Source organism: Streptomyces rimosus, from assembly GCF_008704655.1.
GTDB lineage: Bacteria > Actinomycetota > Actinomycetes > Streptomycetales > Streptomycetaceae > Streptomyces > Streptomyces rimosus.
The window spans coordinates 2598512-2618548 of the sequence record NZ_CP023688.1 but is presented as its reverse complement, the minus strand read 5'-3'; the positions used below and the strand labels follow the sequence as shown (position 1 = coordinate 2618548).

Below are 20037 nucleotides of genomic sequence, written 5' to 3'. Positions count from 1 at the left end.
GTGCGTTAGCCCTCACAAGAGAGGTTTCAAGAGGTGAGCGTTAAGCAGGTGCTGCGTGCGGTGAGCGGCGCAGTTTTGGTGGGAGCGCTGGTCATCGGCACCGCGCCGGCTGCTTCGGCGGATTACATTCGGGACGGGCAGTGGTCGCTCGGGGCCTTCGGCGCCGACAAGATCCGCCAGCAGTCCACAGGTAAGAACGTCACCGTGGCGGTCATCGACAGCGGAGTCAACGGGGACCACCCCGACCTCAAGGGGAATGTACTTCCTGGAAAAAGTTTCGCCCCTGGGGGCGGTACTGCTGACCACGAGGATTCCGACGACCACGGGACGGCGATGGCAGCACTGATCGCCGGGCACGGACATGGGCCCAGCCAGGCTGACGGAATTATGGGCTTGGCGCCGGATGCGAAAATCCTGCCGGTCAAGACACAGACTTCCGAGGACACTCTGTCCGGACAAGGCTTTGCGGCTCCGCTCCGCTACGCGGTAGACTAAGGAGCCAAGGTTGTCAATATGTCGTTCGGGCAGGGGCAGATCGGCGACGACGAGAAAAACGCAATCAATTATGCCCTGCAAAAGGATGTATTGCTAGTCGCTGGTACGGGAAATGACGGGGAATCGACGCCCCAGTATCCCGCTGCTGCGCCAGGGGTCCTGGCGGTCGGCGCAGTGACGAAGAACAATCAAGTGTGGGAGAACTCGAACTACGGTCCGCATATCCGCCTCCTCGCCCCCGGCGAAGGTATCTACTCCGCCGGTCTCGGGTCCAAGTACCGTCAGGCCGACGGGACGTCCGACGCCACGGCCTACGTGTCGGCTGCGGCCGCGCTCGTGCGCTCCAAGTTTCCGGACCTTACTGCCGGCCAGGTGGCCAACCGTCTGACGAAGACGGCGATTACTCCTGACGGCAAGTCCGGTATCAGCACGCCGAGTCCCAAGTACGGCTACGGCACCATCCGCCCGTATCGCGCGCTGACCGAGAACATTCCGGCCGGCTCCAAGTACGGGCCGCTCAAGGCTCCTGAGGTGCAGGATCCGACGTCGGCGGGTCATGACGGGGCCGCTGCCGGCGAAGCCGGTGAGCAGAAGGCGAGTGGGAGTGGCGGTATCGGGATTCCGCCTATCGTGATCATCGGTCTTGTACTGGTCGTGATCGTGGTGCTGCTCGTGGTCGTCATCGTTGTGGTTCGGCGGAAGAAGAACAACGGTGGTCCGCCGTCCGGTGGTCCTGGTGGTTACGGCGGTCCCGGTGGCAGCGTCGGCTACCCGCCGCACCAGCCCGGCCCGTACCAGCAGCAGCCGAGCCCGTACGGTTCGTACCCGTCGGCTCCGCCCGCTCAGCCTCCCGGGCAGTAGCCGCGGCAAGAGAAGTCGGCGAGAAGCCAACGAGCAGTCAGCGAGAAGGGGCCCGCAGCCTGATGCGGGCCCCTTCGGCATGTTTGGGCGGGGCGGAGCGGCACAGCGGTGTGTTTTGTCAGTGGTGTGATAGTCGTTCGCTCGGATGAGTGGTGGTGGATTTTTGGCGGTGTTGGTTCTGTTGTTGTCGGTTTTTGCTGGGGTGGGGATCAGTTGGTGGGTGGGGTGGGGTCGGGAGTGCTCGGTTTGTGGTGGGGGTGGGCGCGGGGTCTGTCTCGGTGGCGCGTGAGTGTGGGCGATAAAGGTTTCTTCGGGGTGTGTGGTTGAAGTGGCGGGGGTGGTGAGGGGCGCGATTGCTGCGGGGGTGGGGGCCTGGAAGGCTCGCGGCATCTTGAGCCGCTGGCGAGTGTGATGTCTGTTGATGCGGCGAGGCTGATCGCGAGTGGGGGTTTTGGTGAGTGGTGCGTTCGATGTCGATTCGGATGGGCTTCGGTGTCAGGGGCGAGAGTTCGCTGAGATCGGGGTGGAGTTCGGGGTTGCCTCTAAACGGTTGCAGGCGACGTTGAAGGGGCTGGGGGAGCCGTGGCGTGGGGCAGAATTCGCCGAGACCTTCGCGATGATTTACGAGCCGGTTCGGGACGGCATGTTCAAGTCCATGGACTCGCTCGGGAAACGGATGGAGGGGGTGGGGGAGAAGCTGCAGGAAATGGCGAGGGGGTATGAGGCGGCGGAGCGGGGTGGGGTGCATTGCGTCGGGCAGGTGTCGCGTTCGTACTCTTCGCCTTGGGGGTAGTGGTGGCGGGGCGCGTCCCGAGGGGCGGTGACCGTGGCGCTGACGTTGCCCGGTGAGGTCGTGTGGGTGCTCGATCTGCTCGGGTACTCCTGGCCCGAGGCTGACGAGGACAAGCTCATGGAGTGCGGGCGGGCCTGGCTGGAGTTCGCGGCTCAGGTCGGACGGACCGATGGGCGGGGCGGATCAGTCGTACGAGAGGTTGTGTCCGCCAACTCGGGTGAGGCGGTGAGCCGCTTTTCGGAGACTTGGGAAGACTTTTCCGGCGGGGTGGGCGCTTACCTTCCTGATGCGCAGATCGCGGCCGATGTAATCGGGATGGCTTTCGAAGTGGCGGCCGCTGCGGTTTTCGCGGCCAAGGTCGAGGTGATCGTGCAGCTTGTCGTGCTGGCTGTTGAGCTCATCTCGGCGCAGGCTGCCGCTCCGTTCACGCTTGGGCTTTCCGAGGTGGGCGCACTAGGGGTGACTCAGGCCACCCGGCTCGTGGTGAGACGGCTCTTGGACACGCTGAAGCGGGAGGTTGTCGAGGCGATTACCAAGGCGATGGCGGAAGCCGCCGAGAAGGGTGTGAAGGAGATCGCCTCGGACTTCGTGAGGAAGCAGGTCAAGGACTTCGCGACGGATTATGCGAAGAAGATCGTCAGGGATGTCGTTGTCGATCCCGTCAAGGAGAAGGCGACGGACATCGTGACCGGGGCCGGGCAGGACATCGTCCAGCAAGGTGTCGAGAGCCACTTCGGTGCTCGTGATGGCGTCGATCTGGGGGACACGCTGGACGGCGCCAAGGAGGAATTCGGGAAGCAGTTCGGTGCGGTCGAAGGTGGGGCGTTCAAGCCCGGTGAGTATGTCGTCGGAGCGCCGAGTGGTGGCGGGGAGAGGGAGGGCGGCTTGGCCGGCCTTCTCGACCCTGCAACTCATCGGGATCGGCTGGTCGACGGGGCTACGGACGCGGGCAACGACGCGCTGGCGACGAAGGCGAGGGAGGGCCTTCGGCGCGGGAGGGCAGAGGCGGATGAGGGAGGGCCGGATGAGGGAGTGGGAGATGCTGAGGGGGTGGGGGAGGGGAGAGGGGTGCAAAGGGGCGGAGGCGCGGGAGGTCGTGGTGCTGAGGACGTGCGCGCTGTCTTTGGCTGATGGTGCGGCATTGGCGTCGGCATGGCGGATGGGGTGACGGCGCGCGGCGCTCGTACTTCGGTCACTCAGGCCGATTCGAGTGCGAATGGCGGGCATCTGGGGCGGGGCTCGTAGAGGGTGCGCAGCAACGCCCGCAGGGGCGGCTGCTCAAACCCGACTCTCGTACGGGCGGCGGCATGAGGGGACACGCGCGGGGCGAAGAGCGAAAGGCGAGGGGATGGGTGCGGGGTGCGGACCGGCGAGCGAGGGGATGGGTACGGGGCGGCGGGCGCGGGGCGTGCCGCGGTACTCGCGGCTCCGGCCACCCCCTCCGCGTCCTCGATTCGAGTTCCCGATCGGCTGATGACTGAGGGGGTGCGGCTGGTGCGGCCGGTGCGGCGACACCGGCCACGTGGTCGCGGGTTGGGCGCCAGTTCCACGGACAACGACCGCCCCATGCAAACAGCTGGCACCGGCCGTTCCGGATCCCCGCGGCGGCGCCCCGCAGCCGACTGCCCCCGCTCAAACCCCCATCCCAGCCCCCTCACCCAAACACAGCCCGCACAGAATCCTTCGCACCGTCCGTTACGTCCTGATGGCGCGTGGCGGCGCCGCCGGTTCGGTTGTCGACGTGTTTCTGGGCCGAGTCGAGGCCGCGGTTGGTGAGGTCTTCCTTGGCATGGTCGACGTAGGTCTGGGGGTCGGCCAGGCTCTGGGCGCCTTCCTTGAGGCCGTCGACGTATTCGCCGGCCTTTTCCTTGCCGATGTCGGCGGTTTCGCCCCAGTCCATGCCGTCGCGGGCGCCGAAATGGTTCTCGATGCCCTGCTGGGCGACGTTCTGCCCCATCTCCGTGGCGGCTTCGGTGGCCTTTGCTTTGCCCTCTTCGACGACCTTGTCCTTGACGGTCTCCTTGACCGTGTCCTTGACCGTCTTCTTGGCGTAGTCCAGCGCCAGCTGGCGGGCTTCCTTGGACACGGCCTTCTTCGCCATCTTCTTGATGGCGTCCATCGTCGCGTGTTCCATGGCCTTGGTGGCGGCCTGGACGACCTCTTGTTTGATCTTGTTCAGGATTTCGCGGACGGCGATGCGGGTGAGCTGTGTGGCGCCCGCCGCGCCGGCTTCGGAAAGGCCGAACGTGAACGGGGCGGCGGCCTGTGCGGCGATGAGTTCCACAGCGAGCACGACGAGCTGGGCGATGATCGCGATCTTGCCGGTGAGTACGGCGATGGCCGCCGTGTCGAAGGCCAGGGCGATGACTTCGGCGGCCAGTTGGGCATCGCGCAGGTAATGGTCGGATCCGGAGCTGCCGGAGAAAGCGCCCCATTCCTTGGTGAATCCTTCGACCGCTTCGCCCGTATTGGCCGCGACCACCTCATTTGCTGCCGACCCGCCCTGCGAGGCCGCCTGCTCGACCTGGGTGGCGAAGGTGCGCCAGGTTTCGGCGCATTTGAAGAGCGCGTCCTCGTCGGCCTCCGGCCAGTCGTATCCGAGGAGTCCGAGGACCCAGGCGACCTCGCTCGGCAGTGTCAGTGACACAGTGATCGTCCCCCGTGCGGTAGCAGCCGTGCGCGGCTGGAGTGTCGTTCTTGAGCTTGGCGTTGGTGCGGATCAGGGCGTGGCGAGGGGCGGGCGCGGGCAGCGGGCCCCAGGCGGGGGCGGGAGCGGCTGGCCGGGTGGGCCGTGCGGGGCGGCCTCGTGCGGCCCGTACGGTGCGGGCTGCCCGTCAGTCGGGTGCCTCAAATGGCGGGACGCTGGACCGAGCTGACGACGTGCACGCCCTGTTCGTCGGACGCTGCGTACGTTCGGGCCATGCCCTGGAGTTTGTCGCCGATGTCTTCGAGGCGTTCGCCCAGGGAATCCATTGACTCGAACATGCCGTCGCGGATCGGTGTGTAGATGGTGTCGAAGACGGCGCCGAAGTCCGCGTCCTCCCAGGGCTTTCCGAGGCCCTCCAGGTCGTCCTTCAGTTTCTTGGCCGCCTTGGCGAACTCCGTGCCGATGTTCACGAACGCGTGACCCTGTGTGCGCAGCACGTCGGGATCTACGTCGAATGCCTTGTCCGCCATCACAGCCCCCGTCATTGCCCTGTCATTCGTGCTTGGCGCGTTTCACTCTCGACACGTCCAGCGTGGCCACTTTATGCGCTCTTAACGCAGGCATGTCAAGGCGGCCCATGGGGGCGGCCGCCGGGTTGACGGCGGCGCTCAGCGAGGGGACAGCGGTGGTGAAAGTGGGGACAACGGGGCGTTGATGAAGGGTGGTTGGAGGGCGAGGGGTTCGGTGAATCCGCTCGAATGCGGATCGAAATTTGGGGGATTGCCCGGGGTGGGTGTTGATGGCCGTCGGAATGCGGGGCGGGAGGGGAGTGGTGCGGACGGGGAAAGAGGTGGTTAAGTTTCGGTACCTGCCCGGTCAAGCGGTGGTGCGCCTCGGAGTACGCGGCGCACAGGCCGCATGGGGCGGCCACCGTGCGCCCTGCCCGGTCGTACGGATGGCGCGGATCACCGGCCCACCCGGCCTCGCGTTCCGTCCGGTCGCCCCGGCTTCGCGGTCGATCCTGCCACCCCGGCCATGCAACCGTCCGGTGGTCCGGCCCCTGTCCCCGGCTCACCGTCCGGTCCGCGGCTCCGGCCGTACCAGCACCGAGCAGCCGCCCCAACTGCCCCGCACTCATGAACTGTCCTCCACAGCAACACGGTGCCTCCATGCCAACGCAGCCCTTCACACGTCCGCGCTCCCCGGCCCGATGGCGCTCTTCCGCGGGCAGGGTCGTCGGTGCCGGTCTCGTCCTTGCCGGGGTGTTCTTCGGCGGGGTGACTGCCGCGGACATGGGTTACCCCAACGGCCACAAGGGCGACGCCGGCACGCTGACCGTCCGGGAGTGCCGTACGCAGTTCGAGCACGTCGGGTCGTCCCGGCACCGGCACGCGCGGCCCGTCGACACCTGTACGGGCACCTTCCGCGCCGACCGGGGCGGCGCAGTCGTGGAGGACGCGACGGTCGAGACCCCGGCCAAATTCGAGCCGGGCACGGAACTGGGGATCCAGAAGACGGACTACAGGTTCGTCATGATCGACGAGCAGTGGATCTGGCGGAGCCTGGCGATCGTCTGTGTCGCGGTGTGTGCGGTCGTGGCGGGTCTGTTCTGCCTGCTGACCGGATTCGGCGGTCGCCGCGGCCCGGGGTTCCGGGAGGCATGGCGCCGTGTGCCTGGGGGAGTGGTGGTCCGTTACGTCCTGGTCGGGGTCGGCGGGCTGGCCGCTCTCGGTGCCGGAGCCGCGCTGCTGGTGGACGGGATCGTCCGATGAGGTCTGCGACAGATCGCCGCGGGCTGCCGGCCTCGCTCGGGGTGCTGCGCCGGGGGCTGGCGGCGGTGACCAGCCGCCGTAACGCCGCCCGCTACGTGCTGGGGTGCGCCGTCGGGCTCGTCCTGCTGGTGCTGGGGGTGATGGTCGGTGTGATCTCGGCCAAGCAGGCGGCTCTCGCCGCCGGGGTCGCGGGTACCCACGGCACGTACACGGTCGAGGAGTGTCACGAGCGCTACCCGGCCGCCGGCAGCCGCCATGCGGGCAGAACGATCAGCTGCACCGGCGCCTTCCACCCCGCTCGGAACGGCGACAGCGATGACCGCGGCAGCGCCTCCGGTACCGGCGGTGTCAATCCATTCGGTACCTTCCACCCCGACGCGGTGTACCCGCCGGGTACCCGGGTCCCCGTCCAGGCCGGGGACGGAGGAACGTACGTGGCCGCCGGGTGGAAGTATGCCTGGGGCAACCTCGCCGGGGTGGCGGTCGCGCTGCCGATGCTCGCGGCAGGCGCGTTCTGCCTGCTGACCGGCTTCGGCGCGCGCTGGGGGCGTTCGTTCGCGGACAGCTGGGAGGGGCTGCCCGGCGGGTTCGTGCTGCGCCCGCTGCTGCTGTCCGTCGCCGGGATGGGCATCCTTGGTGCAGCCGTCTTTCTCTTTTTGCAGCATTACGGGTGACACTGCGGGCCGCCTGGCCGACCGGGCGGGTGCGTACGGGCCGTAGGCTCGGGCACGTCGCAGAAGCCCGTACACCCGGCACGCGTCGGCATGTTCCGCATGCCGCTGCGCGCTTCGCTCGTCCCGCTCCTCCGCACGCCCCTGGAAAGGATCGCTGACCATGGCAGCACAGTCGGAACACACCAGGTCAGGCGCGTCCCATGCGTCCAGTGGGAACAACGTGCCGGGTGTGCGGGACGGGGTGAACCGTGGTCTGGGGCGGCTGATCGGTGTCGGTGTTTCCCTGGCCGGGCTCCTGCTGATCGCGGTCGGCGTCTACGTGGGCCCGTATTCGGTGTGGGTGGACGGCAGCCCCGGCAAGATCACGGTGGAGGCGTGCGCCACCGACTACCACTACGCGAACAAGCAGCACTCCGGGAACCGTACGCGCGACATCCAGTGCTACGGCACGTTCCGTTCGGACGACGGCCGGACCAAGGACCTGAACGCCAGCGTCGACTCCTGGCACAAGTTCAAGGAGGGCGACCTGATCGAGGTCCGCCAGGTCGGCCGCTCCAGCTATGTGCAGCACAGCTGGAACCGGCTCGCCAACGGGGTGCTGTGCCTCTGCGGCGGCCTGGTCGTCCTGGTCCTCGGCGTGCTCTGCACCGTGACCGGCTACCGGTTCCGGGGCGCCCCGTCCTTCGACGACGCCTGGCGGTCGGTCGGTGCCGGGGTGCTGCGGACGCTGATGGTGGGCGTGATGGCCGCGGGGCTGATCGGCGCGGTGCTGTCCGGGGCGGTGCTCTTCTTCACGTAGCGGAGCGAACGCCTCCGGACCCAAGTGAACTGTTCCGGAACGAAGTGAACTGTCCCGAAGCGGTACGGGGTGTTCCGTAGTGGTCGGGGAAGTTCCGTACGGTGCCACGTGCGCCGCCCGGGAGCCCCTACGAACCCGAACAGCCGTCCCGTACCATTCCCGCTCATGGACGCACCCGCCGATGAACAGCCCCTGCCCGGCCGCCTCGGGAAGCTGACGCCCCGTCAGGCCCGCCGGGTGCGCATCGTCCTGGCCTCCGTGCTCATGGCGGCGATGGCCGTGGTGCTCGTGGTGCGTCTCGCGAGCCGCACGTCGGTCCTGGTCGTGGGGGTGTACGGGGCCGCGCTGATCCTGTGCGGGATCGTGATCGAGCTGAGCCGGAACGGGCGTACGCGGCTGGGCAGCTGGCTGCTGGGTGTCGGGCTGGCGGCGGCCCTCGCCGCAGACTGGCTGCTGTTGCCCTGAGCGGACGGCCGCCGACCGGAACGCATGCGTGGTGTTCCGGTCGGCGGTGACGAAAGCGGCCAGGGCAAGCCGTGAACGGTCAGAACAGGCCGTGCCACATCTGCTCGACGATCAGAGACCACCAGTTCTTGTCGCTGTCCAGGGACCACGCGTCGATCGCGACCAACTGCTCCTGGAAGGCGGCGACCGCCGCCCCCGCCGCGCGCGGGTCCATGCCCCGCATCTGCTGCCGGGTGGTCGTCAGCAGGACCAGCGACCGCAGGAACGCGGCGAGGGAGGCGTTGACGAGCCGGCCGCCGCCCGTGGACGGCTGGACCGCCCACACGGCGCCGATCAGGGCCTGGCTGTCCTCCGGTGCCGTGCACTGGACGGTGATCACATAGCTGCCGTCCGTGCCGATACGGACATGGCCCGCCAGGTTGCCGAGCGTCTCCTCGGTGGCCTCGGTGCCGATCGCGCGCAGATGCGTCGCCGCGTCCGTGAACAGGCCGCCGGCCGGCGCCCGGTCCGGCTGGTCGGCGGTGAAGAAGTACGGCACCTCCACGGGCAGCCCGGCCCAGGTCAGCGTCTTCTTGGCGGCCTCGGGCAGCCGGGTGTTCGCGATGTCGTCGGCGTCCGGACGCAGCACGCCCTGCGGGCCGAAGACCTCGGCGAGCTGCTTGCCGAGCGCCACGTCCCGAACGGGCTCGGCGCGCGGCACGCTGTCGGGCGACGGGACCGGCAGGCGGTGCGGGCGCGGCGGCGGCTGCTGTCCGGCGAGCTGGTGCATCATCTCGACGTGCCGCAGCAGCCCGGCGACGCCCTCGGCGCGCTGCTCGGGCGCCATGCCGTAGCCCTCGGTGCAGGAGAACCGGGCGTTCGGGAAGGCGCGGAAGACGAAGTCGCCCGTATAGCCGCCGGGGAGCAGCGCCGGGCGGAGGTCGGTGTGGACGGCGCTCACGTCCTCGCCGCGTACGCCGATGCGCCGCAGCTCGTCCGCGAGTTGGTACTCGGCGGGCGGCAGGCCGGGGCCGGAGACCCGCACGAGGTTGGTCTCCTCACCGCTCGCCGGGTCGCGGTAGGTGGCGACGGCGGTGTTGCCGGGGCCGGTGACCGGCGGCTCGGCGGGGGCCGGGGCGCCGCCCGCGCCGTGCTTCTGCTGGTACATCCGTACGACCTCGTCGACCGGTACGGACGGCCAGACCGTCAGCTCACCGCTGGCCCGGTCGACGACGCCGCAGGCGGCCCCCACCTCGGCCGGCGGCCGGCGCTGACCGGTCACCGGATCGACCTCGGGCGGCGGCGGAACGGCCCACACCACCCAGCCGAGGTCGAACTCCTGCATGCCGACCTGGCGCGGCGGGCCCTGGTGCCCCTCGGGGTTGAGCCAGCGGTCGGCGGTGGCCTGGGCCTGCGCCTGGGTGATCACGAACGGTCTCCTTCGCGGCCGTGCGGGCCGGCGGGGGTGTCGGCTGGGTGGACGGGGTCGGAGGGCGCGGCGGGAGCCGGTACGGAGACGCCGGGCGCGGCGGTGTCCGTGGCGGCGGCGCCCCCTGCCGGTTCCGGCAGGGATACCGGCTCCGGCAGCGGTATCCGCAACGCCTTCACGCCGCGCGCCGTGGCGACGACGAGCACGCCGTCGGGCGACAGGTCGGCTCCCGTGAAGGGAGTGTCGCTGATCAGGGCGGCCACCACCGTCCGACGTCGCCGGTCCCACACCCGGACGTAGTCGGCACCGCGGCTCAGCGCGAGCGGTGCGGCAGCCCGTATGTCCTCCGACGGGCGCAGGATCAGCGCCGGGTCGGCGTCCACGTATCCCGGGCTCAGCAGCGGGTGGACGAGTACGGCGGTGCCGCCCGTCCCCGCGTCGCCGGCCGGGACCGTACGCGAGCCAGGGGTGCCCTCGGGGACGAGGACGACGGCGACCGGCAGCGCGGGGGAGGCCGGGGCACCCGCATCGCTCTCCTGGCCGCCGTCCGCGGGACCCGCGGTCCCCGCCCCGTCGGCCGGAGCCTGCGGCAGGCTGCCGACCGTGACGTCGGTGGCGCCGGGCAATGGCTCGCTCCACAGGGTGCGCCACGGCAGGTCCAGGTCGAGCGCGTGCAGAGCGTCGGCGTATGGACCGAGGCCGTCCTCGACGAAGGCCGTCTCCAGGAGCGCGGCGCGCATGCCGACCGGCGCCTGGGAGCGGGTGAGGAGCGGGGCCGTGCGCAGGTACGTACGGGCCGGAGCGCCCAGGGCGTCGTAAGGGACGGCCTCGACGGCCGCCCGCAGCGTCACCGGGTCGGCGTGCGCGAACAGGGCGGGGTCGGTGAGCAGTTGTGGCAGCAGACCGGCGGCCAGGGTGTGCGCGGCGAGGTGGTCGCGGACGTACGGGTCGGCCCGGGACCAGTCCTGCTGCGGTACGGCTTCCAGCAGCGCCATGGCGATACGGGTCTGCGCGTCCCGCACGTCGGCCAGACCCGCCCGTATGGCGTCGGCGACACCGGGGTGGACGAGACGCAGCAGCGTACGACTGCCGACGGCCTCACCGTCCTGCTCCGCAGGCGCGCCCTGCGCCGGCATCTCCACCGGCTCCACGAACGGGCCTGCGAGCAGCATCCCGTCCGCGATCTCACGGCTCATGTCGCGCCCGGCGACGGCGTTCGCCAGGGCGCCCCACAGCTCGATGGGCAGTCCGTCCCCCTCGGCGAGGGCCGGCGGGGTCAGCATCAGTCGCAGCGTCTGCGGGTCGGCGCCGAGCCGCCGAGCGTGCCAGTCCAGGGCCTCGCCTGCGTTTCCCGGCAGCAGCGAGGTGTCGGCCGGGTCGAAGCCCTCGGGCCGCATGAGGATGCACTGCACGGCGAGCTGCGCGGTCAGCCGGCTGCCGTTGGCGCGCTCCGCGATGGCCTCGGCGAGCGCCCGGCGCGCGCTTGGATCTTCGGTGTACGGCAGTGCCGGGGCCCCGAACCTCGGGTCGAGCGACGTTTCGACCTGGAGGACCAGCCCCGCCGGGTCGGCCCAGCGTGGCTCGTCCAGATCGATGACCTGGCCCTGCCCGGCAGGCAGCGACTCGATCACCTCCGCGGCCAGCTCCCGCGGCACGTCGGCGAGCAGATGGACGGTCCCGGTCGCCGCGAGCGGCTTCAGTACGTCCCGCACCAGACGGGCGGGTTCATCGGCGGCACGCACCGGCCCGGCCCGGTCGACGTCCGGAACGACGACCATGACCGGGTCACCGGCGGCGAGTTCGGGGACGATGTCGGCGGTGCGGGTGGCGTCCAGGCCGTAGTGGTCGGCGAGGGTCCACAGGAGCTGGTCCGAGGTGAGCCCCCGGGGATCCGGCACGGCGGGCGCGGGCAGGTCCGGCGGCACGATCGTCGGGTCCAGGTCGTCCAGCGGCAGCCGCTTGCGGTACTCCGGGTCGCACAGCATGAGGAAGCCGGTCATCAGGCGCGAACGGCCGCTGCCGGGGCTCCCGGTGAGCACGACGACGCGCGGCGCGCCGGGCCACTGCATGCGCCACGCGGCGAGCGCGCGCAGCACGGCGGTACGGCCGCCGATGTGCGGGTGGGGCGCATATCCCACCGCACCGCCGCGCTCCTCGTCCGAGGCGTTCATGAATTCCTCGTCCCCCATGAATTCTTCGCCCTTTACCGTCGTGGATCGGCGTATGTGCCGACCGGCCGTCCTGCTGTGCCGATCTTCGCCGATCGTGTTGCTCCCGTTGTCCGCGCCGCGTCCGCCGCCCGCGCGATTCCTGCTTCCCGCGCCGCTTCGGACGCCTGCGCGTTCCGTGCTTCCCTTGCCCCGCTGCTCCCCGTGCCCCCGTCCTCGGTTCTCCGACTCGGGCCGATCCTACGATCCGGCACTGACACCGCCGCCGTCGCCCGCGGAGCCCCAGGTCAGCCGGTGGGCGGCGGACCGAAACCGCCCTGCGGCGGCGGGTAACCACCGGGTGCCGGAGGGCCTGCGGGCGGAGGTCCTGCGGGCCCCGGATAGCCGCCCGGCGCCGGGCCGACCGGAGGCTGCTGGTACCCGCCGTATCCGCCAGGCATCGGCGCACCGGGCACCGGCCCGCCGGGCATTGGTGCGCCAGGCCCCGCCGCACCAGGCACCGGCCCGCCCGGCTTCCCGTACGCGGGAGCGCCCGCGAACCCCGGTGCCCCGGGAACCGCGTAGCCCGGCAGACCCGGCCCCGGCATCCCGGGCATTCCCGGCCGGGTCGGCTCCCCGCGCCGCCCCATCAGTGCGAGCACCGCGATCGAACCGACCAGATGCACCAGCATCTGCGCCCGGCTCAGCAGCGCCCCGAAGGGCGCGAAGTCACCCAGGGCGAAGAGCGTTCCCGTACGGAGGTAGGCGCACATGTCCAGGAAGCTGACCGGCAGCACCACCAGCGCCGTGCCGATGGCGAAGCCGCGCGCGGAGACCCGGCGGGTGGCGGCCAGCAGTGCGCCGACCGCGGCCAGCGGCAGGAAGGTCGCCCAGACCCAGCCGGGCGCCAGTCCCAGCAGGCTGACGAGCAGGCCACGGCCGGTGAAGATGACGTCCAGCGGGACTCCGTCCCCGCTGCCGAGGGACTGCGCCATGACGTAGCAGATCCAGATCACCCAGAGCAGCGCGGACGCGCCCAGCGCGATGGCGGACACCGGGCCCGCCGGCGCGGCGGGGCGCGTCGGGGGCGGACCGGCGTCTGCCCCAGGCCGCGGCCAGGTGCGCATGCCGGCCAGCAGTACGACGGCCGCGATGAGCGTCAGCGGCACCAGCGCACCCGACGAGAGGAAGACTGCCCCGAAGGTCGAGTCGCTGCTGTAGCCGCCCTCCAGGCCGACGAACCAGCGGTTGGTCGAGGTGTGGCTGCCGGTGCTGACGATGGCCTGTACGCGCAGGGAGAGCGTCAGCACCGTCGCCACCGCCAGCAGGCCGCCGGCCACCCGCCTCCCGGCGAACGCGGTGACCACGGCGGCTCCCTGCACCAGGGCGAGACCCACCTCGTACGGAGTCGAGACCGGATAGCCGTCGTCCGTGACGCCACCGGAGCCCGGACCACGGCCGCCGCTCACCGAAGTGCCGCCGGTCCACAAATCCCACAGCGGGCCGGGACCGGTCGATACAAGATCGTGTCCCAGCCAGTACAGGGTGTGCAGAAGGAAAAGCAGGCACAAGGCGCCCGCCGTGATCCGCGCGCCCTTACTGAGCACCCGAATTTGTGGCATTTTGCTCCGCTCTCTCCCGCGTGCGCTTCTCCGGCACGCGACCGCGCACGATAGCAATGCCGGTCGAGAACTCGATGCGAACCGGCAAGTGCCGTTCGGAGTCGATCGGATACCGGCGTACGCGATCATTCGTCGGCCGTGCGGCGGACGAGCGGGAATACAAGGTGTGAATCGGGGCCGAAGCCGTCGAAGGTGTCGCAAGCCCGTACCCGAGAGGAATCCCGTGCACGGCGTACGGGCCGCCGTGCACGGGAGCAAAAGGCGCGCGCCCGGCTTGGAACAGCCGGGATCGCGGCTCAGTTGCGGTGGCTGGCGCCGCCCCGGCCGCCCCGCCGTCCGGTCACGATGGCGCCCGAGGGGCCGTCGCGCTCGGCGCGTTCCTGGGCCTCCTGCTCCTCCTGCTCCTTCTGCCACTTCGCGAACTGCTCGCGGGACGCCTCCCGCTCGGCCTGGGTCTGGTTCTCGGCCGCCCGCCGCATTTCGTTCATGCGGTCGCCGATCGCGCCCATGTACTCCTCGGACTGGATGGCGTCCTTCATGCCGATCCGCCCGGAGAGCACCTCCTGGGCCATCTCCTGGAGCTTTCCGCCGACATTGGGGTTGGTGGCCAGCGTCTGCAGGGCCTTGCGCAGCCGGTGCGCCTGTTCGCGATCCTGGGCCACGTCCATCAGATCCTCTTCCTGGATCTGCCGCTCATTGCCCGCGCCGCTCATACCGCTCATGTCTTCTGCCCCCGGTGAACTCGGTGGTACAGCAACCGCGTGTGCTGCACCGGCGTCAAGAGTCTAATGACGGATCCGAACGGCTCGTCAAGGAGGGTTGTTGGCATTGCGGGATATTGGTCCCTTTTTCCTTCCGCCGTACTGCCGTCCCGCCGCTTCGGCCGCGGCGGTCGGCCGCTATCGGGTGTGCTAGACCTGGGGCCTTGTCCGGCAGGTCGCCGCGCCATTCGAGCCGCGTCATTCGAGCTGCGCCAAACAATTCGGGGAGAAATGATGTCAGACGAGGTCCGGATCAGTACCGAGGAGCTGCACAAGCTCGGTACGCAGTTCGAGATATCCGCGGACGACCTGGGCCGGCAGCTGACCGCTTTCAGACGGCGCACCGACGCCGAGGCGCTGAGCGACGGGTTCGGCTCGCGGGCGGCGGCCGGTCCGTACCTGGAGCTGTACGAACAGGCCGAGCGCGCCCTCGAACAGCTGCGAGAGCGGCTGGCGGAGGTGGCCGGCGGCATCAGGGAGACCGCCGTGGCCACCGACGCGGCCGAGGCGGAGCTGGTCGAGACGATCCGGGAGGTCCGGTGACCGAGCGGCGCAATCCCCAGGCCCTGCACGAGGCGGCGGCCGGCTGGCGGGACATGGGCAAGCACCTGGACGGCCTCGTACGGGGCCTGGACCGGCACGTGGGCGAGGCCGCCGCGGCCAACTGGCAGGGGCCGGCGGGCGAGGCGTTCGCGGCGGAGTGGCACCGCCTCAAGCGGTCCGTCGACGAGACGCTGCCGGTCTTCGAACTGGCCGCCGCCGACCTGGAGAACGCCGCCGCCCAGGACAAGGAGGCGCACGCGGGCGCGGGCTCCGGCGCTCACGACTCCGCACCGGCTCCCTCCCAGGACGACGGTGCCCAGTCGTCCGGTACGCAGACCGCGTACGGCTTCATGGCCCTGGGCCAGCTCGCCACGTCGCTCGGCGGCGCCTTCCGCGGCAAGGGTGGCAAGGGCGGCGGCCAGGGGCAGCGGCCCCCGCTCACGGCCCGGTGGGAGACCTCCCACGCGCCCGCGGGGCCCGACCCCTTCGGCCCGCCACGGGACGGTGACGCGAAGAGCGCGCGGGGCGGCGCGGGCGTGGCCAAGGGCGTACGTACGGGAGAGCCCGCGGCAGACGGGGGCGCCTCCGGCGCCACGCCGGGGACGGCGGCCAAGCCGTCCGGGTCCGCGGCCCCCGCCGATCCGGCGGCTCCGGGCGCCAAGCCCACCAAGGCTCCCGGCGAGAAGCCCAGCGGAACCGGAGCGGCGGGCAAGGCCACGGACGCCCCGCAGCCCGCCCCCGGAGGCGACGCCGGCAAGCAGCCCGACAACGCGGCCAAGGAACCCGACGTCCGCCGCCACGGCGCCTTCGGCTGAGCCCGTCGCGCCGCCACACGGCCCCGTAGCGACCCTCCAACGCCGGTGGGGCGCCCCTCCCGAAGGAGAGGCGCCCCACCATGCTTTGTGCGTGGAGCGGCCCGTCCAGCCGCTCCTCGCCTCCGTCAGCCATCCGGTCTGCGCCGCCACGCGGCCCCGTAGCGGCCCCGCAACGCCGATGGGGCGCCCTCCCGAGGAGAGTTGCCCCACCGGCCTTTGCGTGGGGCGGCCCGTCCAGCCGCCCCACGCCTCCGTCAGCCGCTGTGCGCCGGCAGCCACCCGGTCTGTACCAGCTGCGCCCCGCGCTTGCGCGTGATGAACTGCGCACGGCCCGGCGTCAGGCTGGTCGCCTTGATGTTGCCCATCAGCGGACCCTCGCCCGGGTCGCCCGAAAGGATCAGACCCTGGGCGCCCAGCTCCTTCGTACGCTGCATCACCGGCTCGAACGAGGACCGCCCCGCACCCGACGAGCTGCGCGCCAGGATCAGGCGCAGGCCCAGGTCGCGGGCGAACGGCAGGTACTCCAGCAGCGGCTGCAGCGGGTTGCCGCTGCTGGTCGCCACCAGGTCGTAGTCGTCCACGATCACGAACGCGTCCGGCAGGTCGTACCAGCTGCGGTTGCGCAGCTGCTCCGGCGTGACGTCCGGCCCCGGCATCCGGCGGCCCAGGGAACCGGCGAGCCCGGTGATGACCTCCTGGAGCTGCGGTCCCGCGGCGCAGTACTTGTACATGTGGCTCTCGGGGATCTCCCCGAGCAGCGCGCGCCGGTAGTCGGAGACCACCATGAGCGCCTTGTCGGAGGAGTAGCGCTCCGAGATCTGCTTGGCGATCAGACGCAGCAGCGAGGACTTGCCGGACTCGCTCTCGCCGTAGATGACCAGCAGCGGGTCGGTCTCGAAGTCGATGAACGCCGGGGACAGCGTCGTCTCGTCGACACCGATCGCGATGCCGTGCTCCGGGTAGTCGCCGCCCTTGGGCAGGTCGCTCGCCGGGAGCAGCGTCGGCAGCATCCGCACCTTCGGGGCGGGCTCGCCCTGCCAGTGCTCCTTGACGGTGGCCACCAGGTGCGCCATGCCGTCGCTGAGGCTCTCCGCCTCCTGGACGCCGTCGATACGGGGCAGCGCCGCCAGGTAGTCCAGCTTCTCGGGGGACAAACCGCGGCCGGGGCGGCCCATCGGCACGTTCTCCGCGCGCTTGCGGTCGAACTCCGACTCCATCGGGTCGCCGAGCCGCAGTTCCACGCGGTTGAGCAGCTGGTCGCGCAGCGCCGGCCGCACCTCGGTGTACCGGGAGGCGCCGAGGATCAGGTGGATGCCGAAGCCCAGACCGCGGCTGGCGATGTCCAGGATGACCGGGTCGAGCTGCTCGTAGTCGGTCTTGAACGTGCCCCAGCCGTCGATGATGAGGAAGACGTCGCCCCACTTCTGGTCCGGGTAGGAACCGGCGGCGCGCCGCTGGCGGTACGTCCCCATGGAGTCGATGCTGTTGGCGCGGAAGAACTCCTCGCGCTCGTTGAGGATGCCGACGACCTCGGCGACCGTACGGCGCACCTTCTCGGCGTCCAGGCGGGAGGCGACTCCGCCGACGTGCGGCAGCTCCTCCATGGCCAGCATGCCGCCGCCACCGAAGTCGAGGCAGTAGAACTGCACCTCGGCCGGGGTGTGGGTGAGCGCGAAGCCCGCCATGGCGGACCGGATCAGCGTCGACTTGCCGGACTGCGGACCACCGACGACCAGGCCGTGACCGGCGCCCGCGGAGAAGTCCAGGTACATCACGTCACGCCGCTGCTCGAACGGCTTGTCCACGAGCGCGACCGGCACGACCAGCTTGCCGAGCGCCGTGTACTCCGGGGCGTGCACGCCCCGCTCGGGCGTGACCGCGAGCGCCGGGAGCAGCTGGTTGACGGTGGGGGACTCGTCCAGCGGCGGCAGCCACACCTGGTGCGCCGGCGGACCCTGGCCCTGCATCCGCTGGACGATCACGTCCAGGACGGTGTCGGCGAGCGCGTCGTCCTGCTGGTCGGCGAGCGACGGCTCCTCGGCGACGATCTCCTCGACGATCGGCGCCAGCACCGGCGACGCGGTGAACGGCACCGGCATCCGGTTCGTCCGGCCGCCCCCGCCGCCTCCGGTGGCCCCGGGCCCGCGGTACGGGCCGGAGACGTACGCGGCCTTGAACTGCACCATCGTTTCGGTGTCGTACTTCAGGATGCCGGAACCCGGGACGTTGGGCAGGTGGTAGGCGTCCGGGACGCCGATCGCCGTACGGGACTCGGCCGCGGAGAACGTCCGCAGACCCAGCCGGTACGACAGGAACGTGTCCAGGCCGCGCAGCTTGCCCTCTTCCAGGCGCTGCGAGGCGAGCAGCATGTGCACACCCATCGAACGGCCGATCCGGCCGATCTGGATGAACATGTCGATGAAGTCCGGCTTGGCGGTCAGCAGCTCGGAGAACTCGTCGAGCACCATCACCAGCGAGGGCAGCGGGTCCAGCGGGGCGCCGGCCGCGCGGGCCTTCTCGTAGTCGGTGATGTTGGCGTAGTTGCCCGCCGAGCGCAGCAGTTCCTGACGGCGCTGCAGCTCACCGGTGATCGAGTCGCGCATGCGGTCGATCAGGCTGACGTCGTCGGCCAGGTTGGTGATGACCGCCGCCACGTGCGGCATGTCGGACATACCGGTGAAGGTGGCGCCGCCCTTGAAGTCCGCGAGGATGAAGTTGAGCGTCTCCGAGGAGTGGGTGACGGCCAGCGCGAGCACCAGGGTGCGCAGCACCTCGGACTTGCCGGAACCGGTCGCGCCGACGCACAGGCCGTGCGGGCCCATGCCCTCCTGCGACGCCTCCTTGATGTCCAGCATGACGGGCTGGCCGTCCCGGTCGACACCGATCGGCACGCGCAGCCGCTCGTGCAGCGTGCGCGGGCGCCAGGTGCGCGAGACGTCCACCGCACCGGCGTCGCCGATGTTCATCAGGTCCGTGAAGTCCAAGTTGGACAGCAGCGGCTCCTCGCCGTCGGCGCCCGAACCGGCCCGCAGCGGCGCGAGCTGGCGCGCCAGCGCCTCCGCCTCGGCGACCGACAGGGTGTCCACGGTGCCGTTGTAGACCGCGCCGCTCGCCGACTCCAGCACCAGCTTGCCCGGCCACACCTGTACGGCCAGGCCGCCGCGGATCTCGTCCAGCTCGCCCGGCACGATCTCCAGGATCGTCACGCCCTGGAGGCCCTCGGCCCCGGCGATCACCGAGTCCACCGGCACGTCGCCGGCGTCCAGCACGACCACGACGTGCGGGGTGTCGGTGACCGGCGTGCCCTGCGGGTTGAACCGGCCGCGGCCCTCCAGCTCGTCGGCCAGCAGTTCCTCGATCTCGCCGAGGTCACCGACCACCAGCCGCCGGGTGCCGGCGCCGTCGGTGGTCTTGTCCTGGACGTGCGGCAGCCACTTGGTCCACTCCCACTCGGCCTGCGCGCCCGGCGCGGCCACCACGGCCACCACCAGGTCCTCCGGCGAGTGCAGCGTGCACAGCTGCGCGAGGATGGCGCGCGCCGACCCGTACACGGTGTCCGGTTCGCCCGAGATCGTCAGGTGGTAGAAGGCGCGCAGCGAGACCGCGAGCGGCAGCGAGTCCAAATGCCCGTGCTTGTCGAGGAATTCCTTCATCGCGTGCGCGGTGAGCGGTTCCAGCTCGTCGACCGGCGCGGTCTCCGGGGCCTTCAGGGGCGTCGCCAGCTGCTGCGGGCCGAGTCCCATCCGTACCTGTGCGAAGTCGGCATCCGAAGCCCGGCGTTCCCAAACGCGTTTGCCCTCGGCCACGATCGACCACAATTGGCCCGGATCGGGATGGACGAAAAGCTGTGCGTCACGCTGTTTGCGTGCGGTGCGCCGTACTTCCTTTCGCTTCTGCGCCAGGTATTTGAGGTAATCCTGACGCTCCTGGAGCATTTGCCCGGAAGGCCCTTGCCGGGCCTTGACGATCTGGACAATAGCCATCGCGAGGGTGGAAACCACCATCACGCCGCCCATGATCTTCATGAACGGCTGGGTGCCCATGAACAAGAATCCCGCCGAACCCGCCATGCCCATCATCGGCATGAGGTTCATCAGCATGTTGTCCTCGCCCTCGCGAGGCAGCTCCGGGGGAGCTTCGAGCGTCAACTCCTCACTGGGGATTTCGGGTGGAAGCGCGCGGGGCGGGCGCTTGACGATGACAACGCTCACCGAGGCATCAGTCCTTCATGCATC

At 70.5% G+C, this 20037-nt stretch carries 14 protein-coding genes and 1 pseudogene; 8 read left to right on the top strand and 7 right to left on the bottom strand.

Annotation, left to right across the window (positions count from 1 at the left end):
* Positions 1 to 33 precede the first annotated feature (33 nt).
* Together CP984_RS10520 and CP984_RS10510 are read left to right on the top strand one after the other, a co-directional pair.
* Positions 34 to 1356 (top strand): annotated as a pseudogene (locus CP984_RS10520) (S8 family serine peptidase).
* 826 nt (positions 1357 to 2182) lie between these two features.
* Positions 2183 to 3280: a WXG100-like domain-containing protein gene (locus tag CP984_RS10510; RefSeq protein ID WP_129820741.1), complete on the top strand. Its 1098-nt coding sequence runs from the start codon at positions 2183 to 2185 to the stop codon at positions 3278 to 3280.
* 523 nt (positions 3281 to 3803) lie between these two features.
* Here CP984_RS10510 and CP984_RS10505 read toward each other — a convergent pair.
* Positions 3804 to 4796 (bottom strand): WXG100-like domain-containing protein, encoded by a 993-nt coding sequence (locus tag CP984_RS10505; RefSeq protein WP_003982678.1) that lies wholly within the window; start codon positions 4794 to 4796, stop codon positions 3804 to 3806.
* Between the two features lie 200 nt (positions 4797 to 4996).
* Positions 4997 to 5326, bottom strand: a complete 330-nt coding sequence (locus CP984_RS10500; protein ID WP_003982677.1) for a WXG100 family type VII secretion target — start codon at positions 5324 to 5326, stop codon at positions 4997 to 4999.
* A gap of 639 nt (positions 5327 to 5965) precedes the next feature.
* On the opposite strand from CP984_RS10500, the gene CP984_RS10495 reads away from it, so the two are divergent.
* The 4 genes from CP984_RS10495 to CP984_RS10480 all read left to right on the top strand — a co-directional run bounded on the left by CP984_RS10495 (position 5966) and on the right by CP984_RS10480 (position 8506).
* The gene (locus tag CP984_RS10495) at positions 5966 to 6568 is read left to right on the top strand and encodes a hypothetical protein (protein WP_129820742.1); all 603 of its coding nucleotides are present in this window, start codon (positions 5966 to 5968) and stop codon (positions 6566 to 6568) included.
* Entirely contained in the window at positions 6565 to 7242 is a 678-nt protein-coding gene (locus CP984_RS10490; protein ID WP_129820743.1) for a hypothetical protein, read from the top strand. The genes CP984_RS10495 and CP984_RS10490 overlap by 4 nt, the downstream gene beginning before the upstream one ends.
* A gap of 160 nt (positions 7243 to 7402) precedes the next feature.
* On the top strand, positions 7403 to 8041 hold the full coding sequence (locus tag CP984_RS10485) for a hypothetical protein (protein ID WP_125523308.1): 639 nt from the start codon (positions 7403 to 7405) through the stop codon (positions 8039 to 8041).
* Between the two features lie 165 nt (positions 8042 to 8206).
* The gene (locus tag CP984_RS10480; protein ID WP_003982673.1) at positions 8207 to 8506 is read left to right on the top strand and encodes a hypothetical protein; all 300 of its coding nucleotides are present in this window, start codon (positions 8207 to 8209) and stop codon (positions 8504 to 8506) included.
* A 79-nt stretch (positions 8507 to 8585) separates the two neighbouring features.
* Here CP984_RS10480 and CP984_RS10475 read toward each other — a convergent pair whose 3' ends face one another.
* The 4 genes from CP984_RS10475 to CP984_RS10460 all read right to left on the bottom strand — a co-directional run bounded on the left by CP984_RS10475 (position 8586) and on the right by CP984_RS10460 (position 14405).
* Positions 8586 to 9914 carry an SUKH-4 family immunity protein gene (locus CP984_RS10475; RefSeq protein WP_003982672.1) on the bottom strand — a complete coding sequence of 443 codons (1329 nt, stop codon included), beginning with the start codon at positions 9912 to 9914 and terminating at the stop codon, positions 8586 to 8588.
* Complete coding sequence (locus CP984_RS10470) at positions 9911 to 12103, bottom strand: hypothetical protein (RefSeq protein WP_003982671.1); 2193 nt, start codon at positions 12101 to 12103, stop codon at positions 9911 to 9913. Before CP984_RS10470 ends, CP984_RS10475 begins: the two co-directional genes overlap by 4 nt.
* 266 nt (positions 12104 to 12369) lie before the next feature.
* A complete protein-coding gene (locus CP984_RS10465; protein WP_030182258.1) occupies positions 12370 to 13683 on the bottom strand; it encodes a hypothetical protein in 1314 nt (437 codons plus the stop codon).
* Positions 13684 to 13979: 296 nt separating this feature from the next.
* Positions 13980 to 14405: a hypothetical protein gene (locus CP984_RS10460; RefSeq protein ID WP_226048640.1), complete on the bottom strand. Its 426-nt coding sequence runs from the start codon at positions 14403 to 14405 to the stop codon at positions 13980 to 13982.
* A gap of 273 nt (positions 14406 to 14678) precedes the next feature.
* On the opposite strand from CP984_RS10460, the gene CP984_RS10455 reads away from it, so the two are divergent.
* Positions 14679 to 14987, top strand: coding sequence for a hypothetical protein (locus CP984_RS10455; RefSeq protein WP_030373858.1), 309 nt, complete (start codon positions 14679 to 14681; stop codon positions 14985 to 14987).
* On the top strand, positions 14984 to 15802 hold the full coding sequence (locus tag CP984_RS10450; protein WP_003982667.1) for a WXG100 family type VII secretion target: 819 nt from the start codon (positions 14984 to 14986) through the stop codon (positions 15800 to 15802). Before CP984_RS10455 ends, CP984_RS10450 begins: the two co-directional genes overlap by 4 nt.
* 254 nt (positions 15803 to 16056) lie before the next feature.
* Here CP984_RS10450 and CP984_RS10445 read toward each other — a convergent pair whose 3' ends face one another.
* Complete coding sequence (locus tag CP984_RS10445) at positions 16057 to 20013, bottom strand: type VII secretion protein EccC (RefSeq protein ID WP_003982666.1); 3957 nt, start codon at positions 20011 to 20013, stop codon at positions 16057 to 16059.
* Positions 20014 to 20037 lie beyond the last annotated feature (24 nt).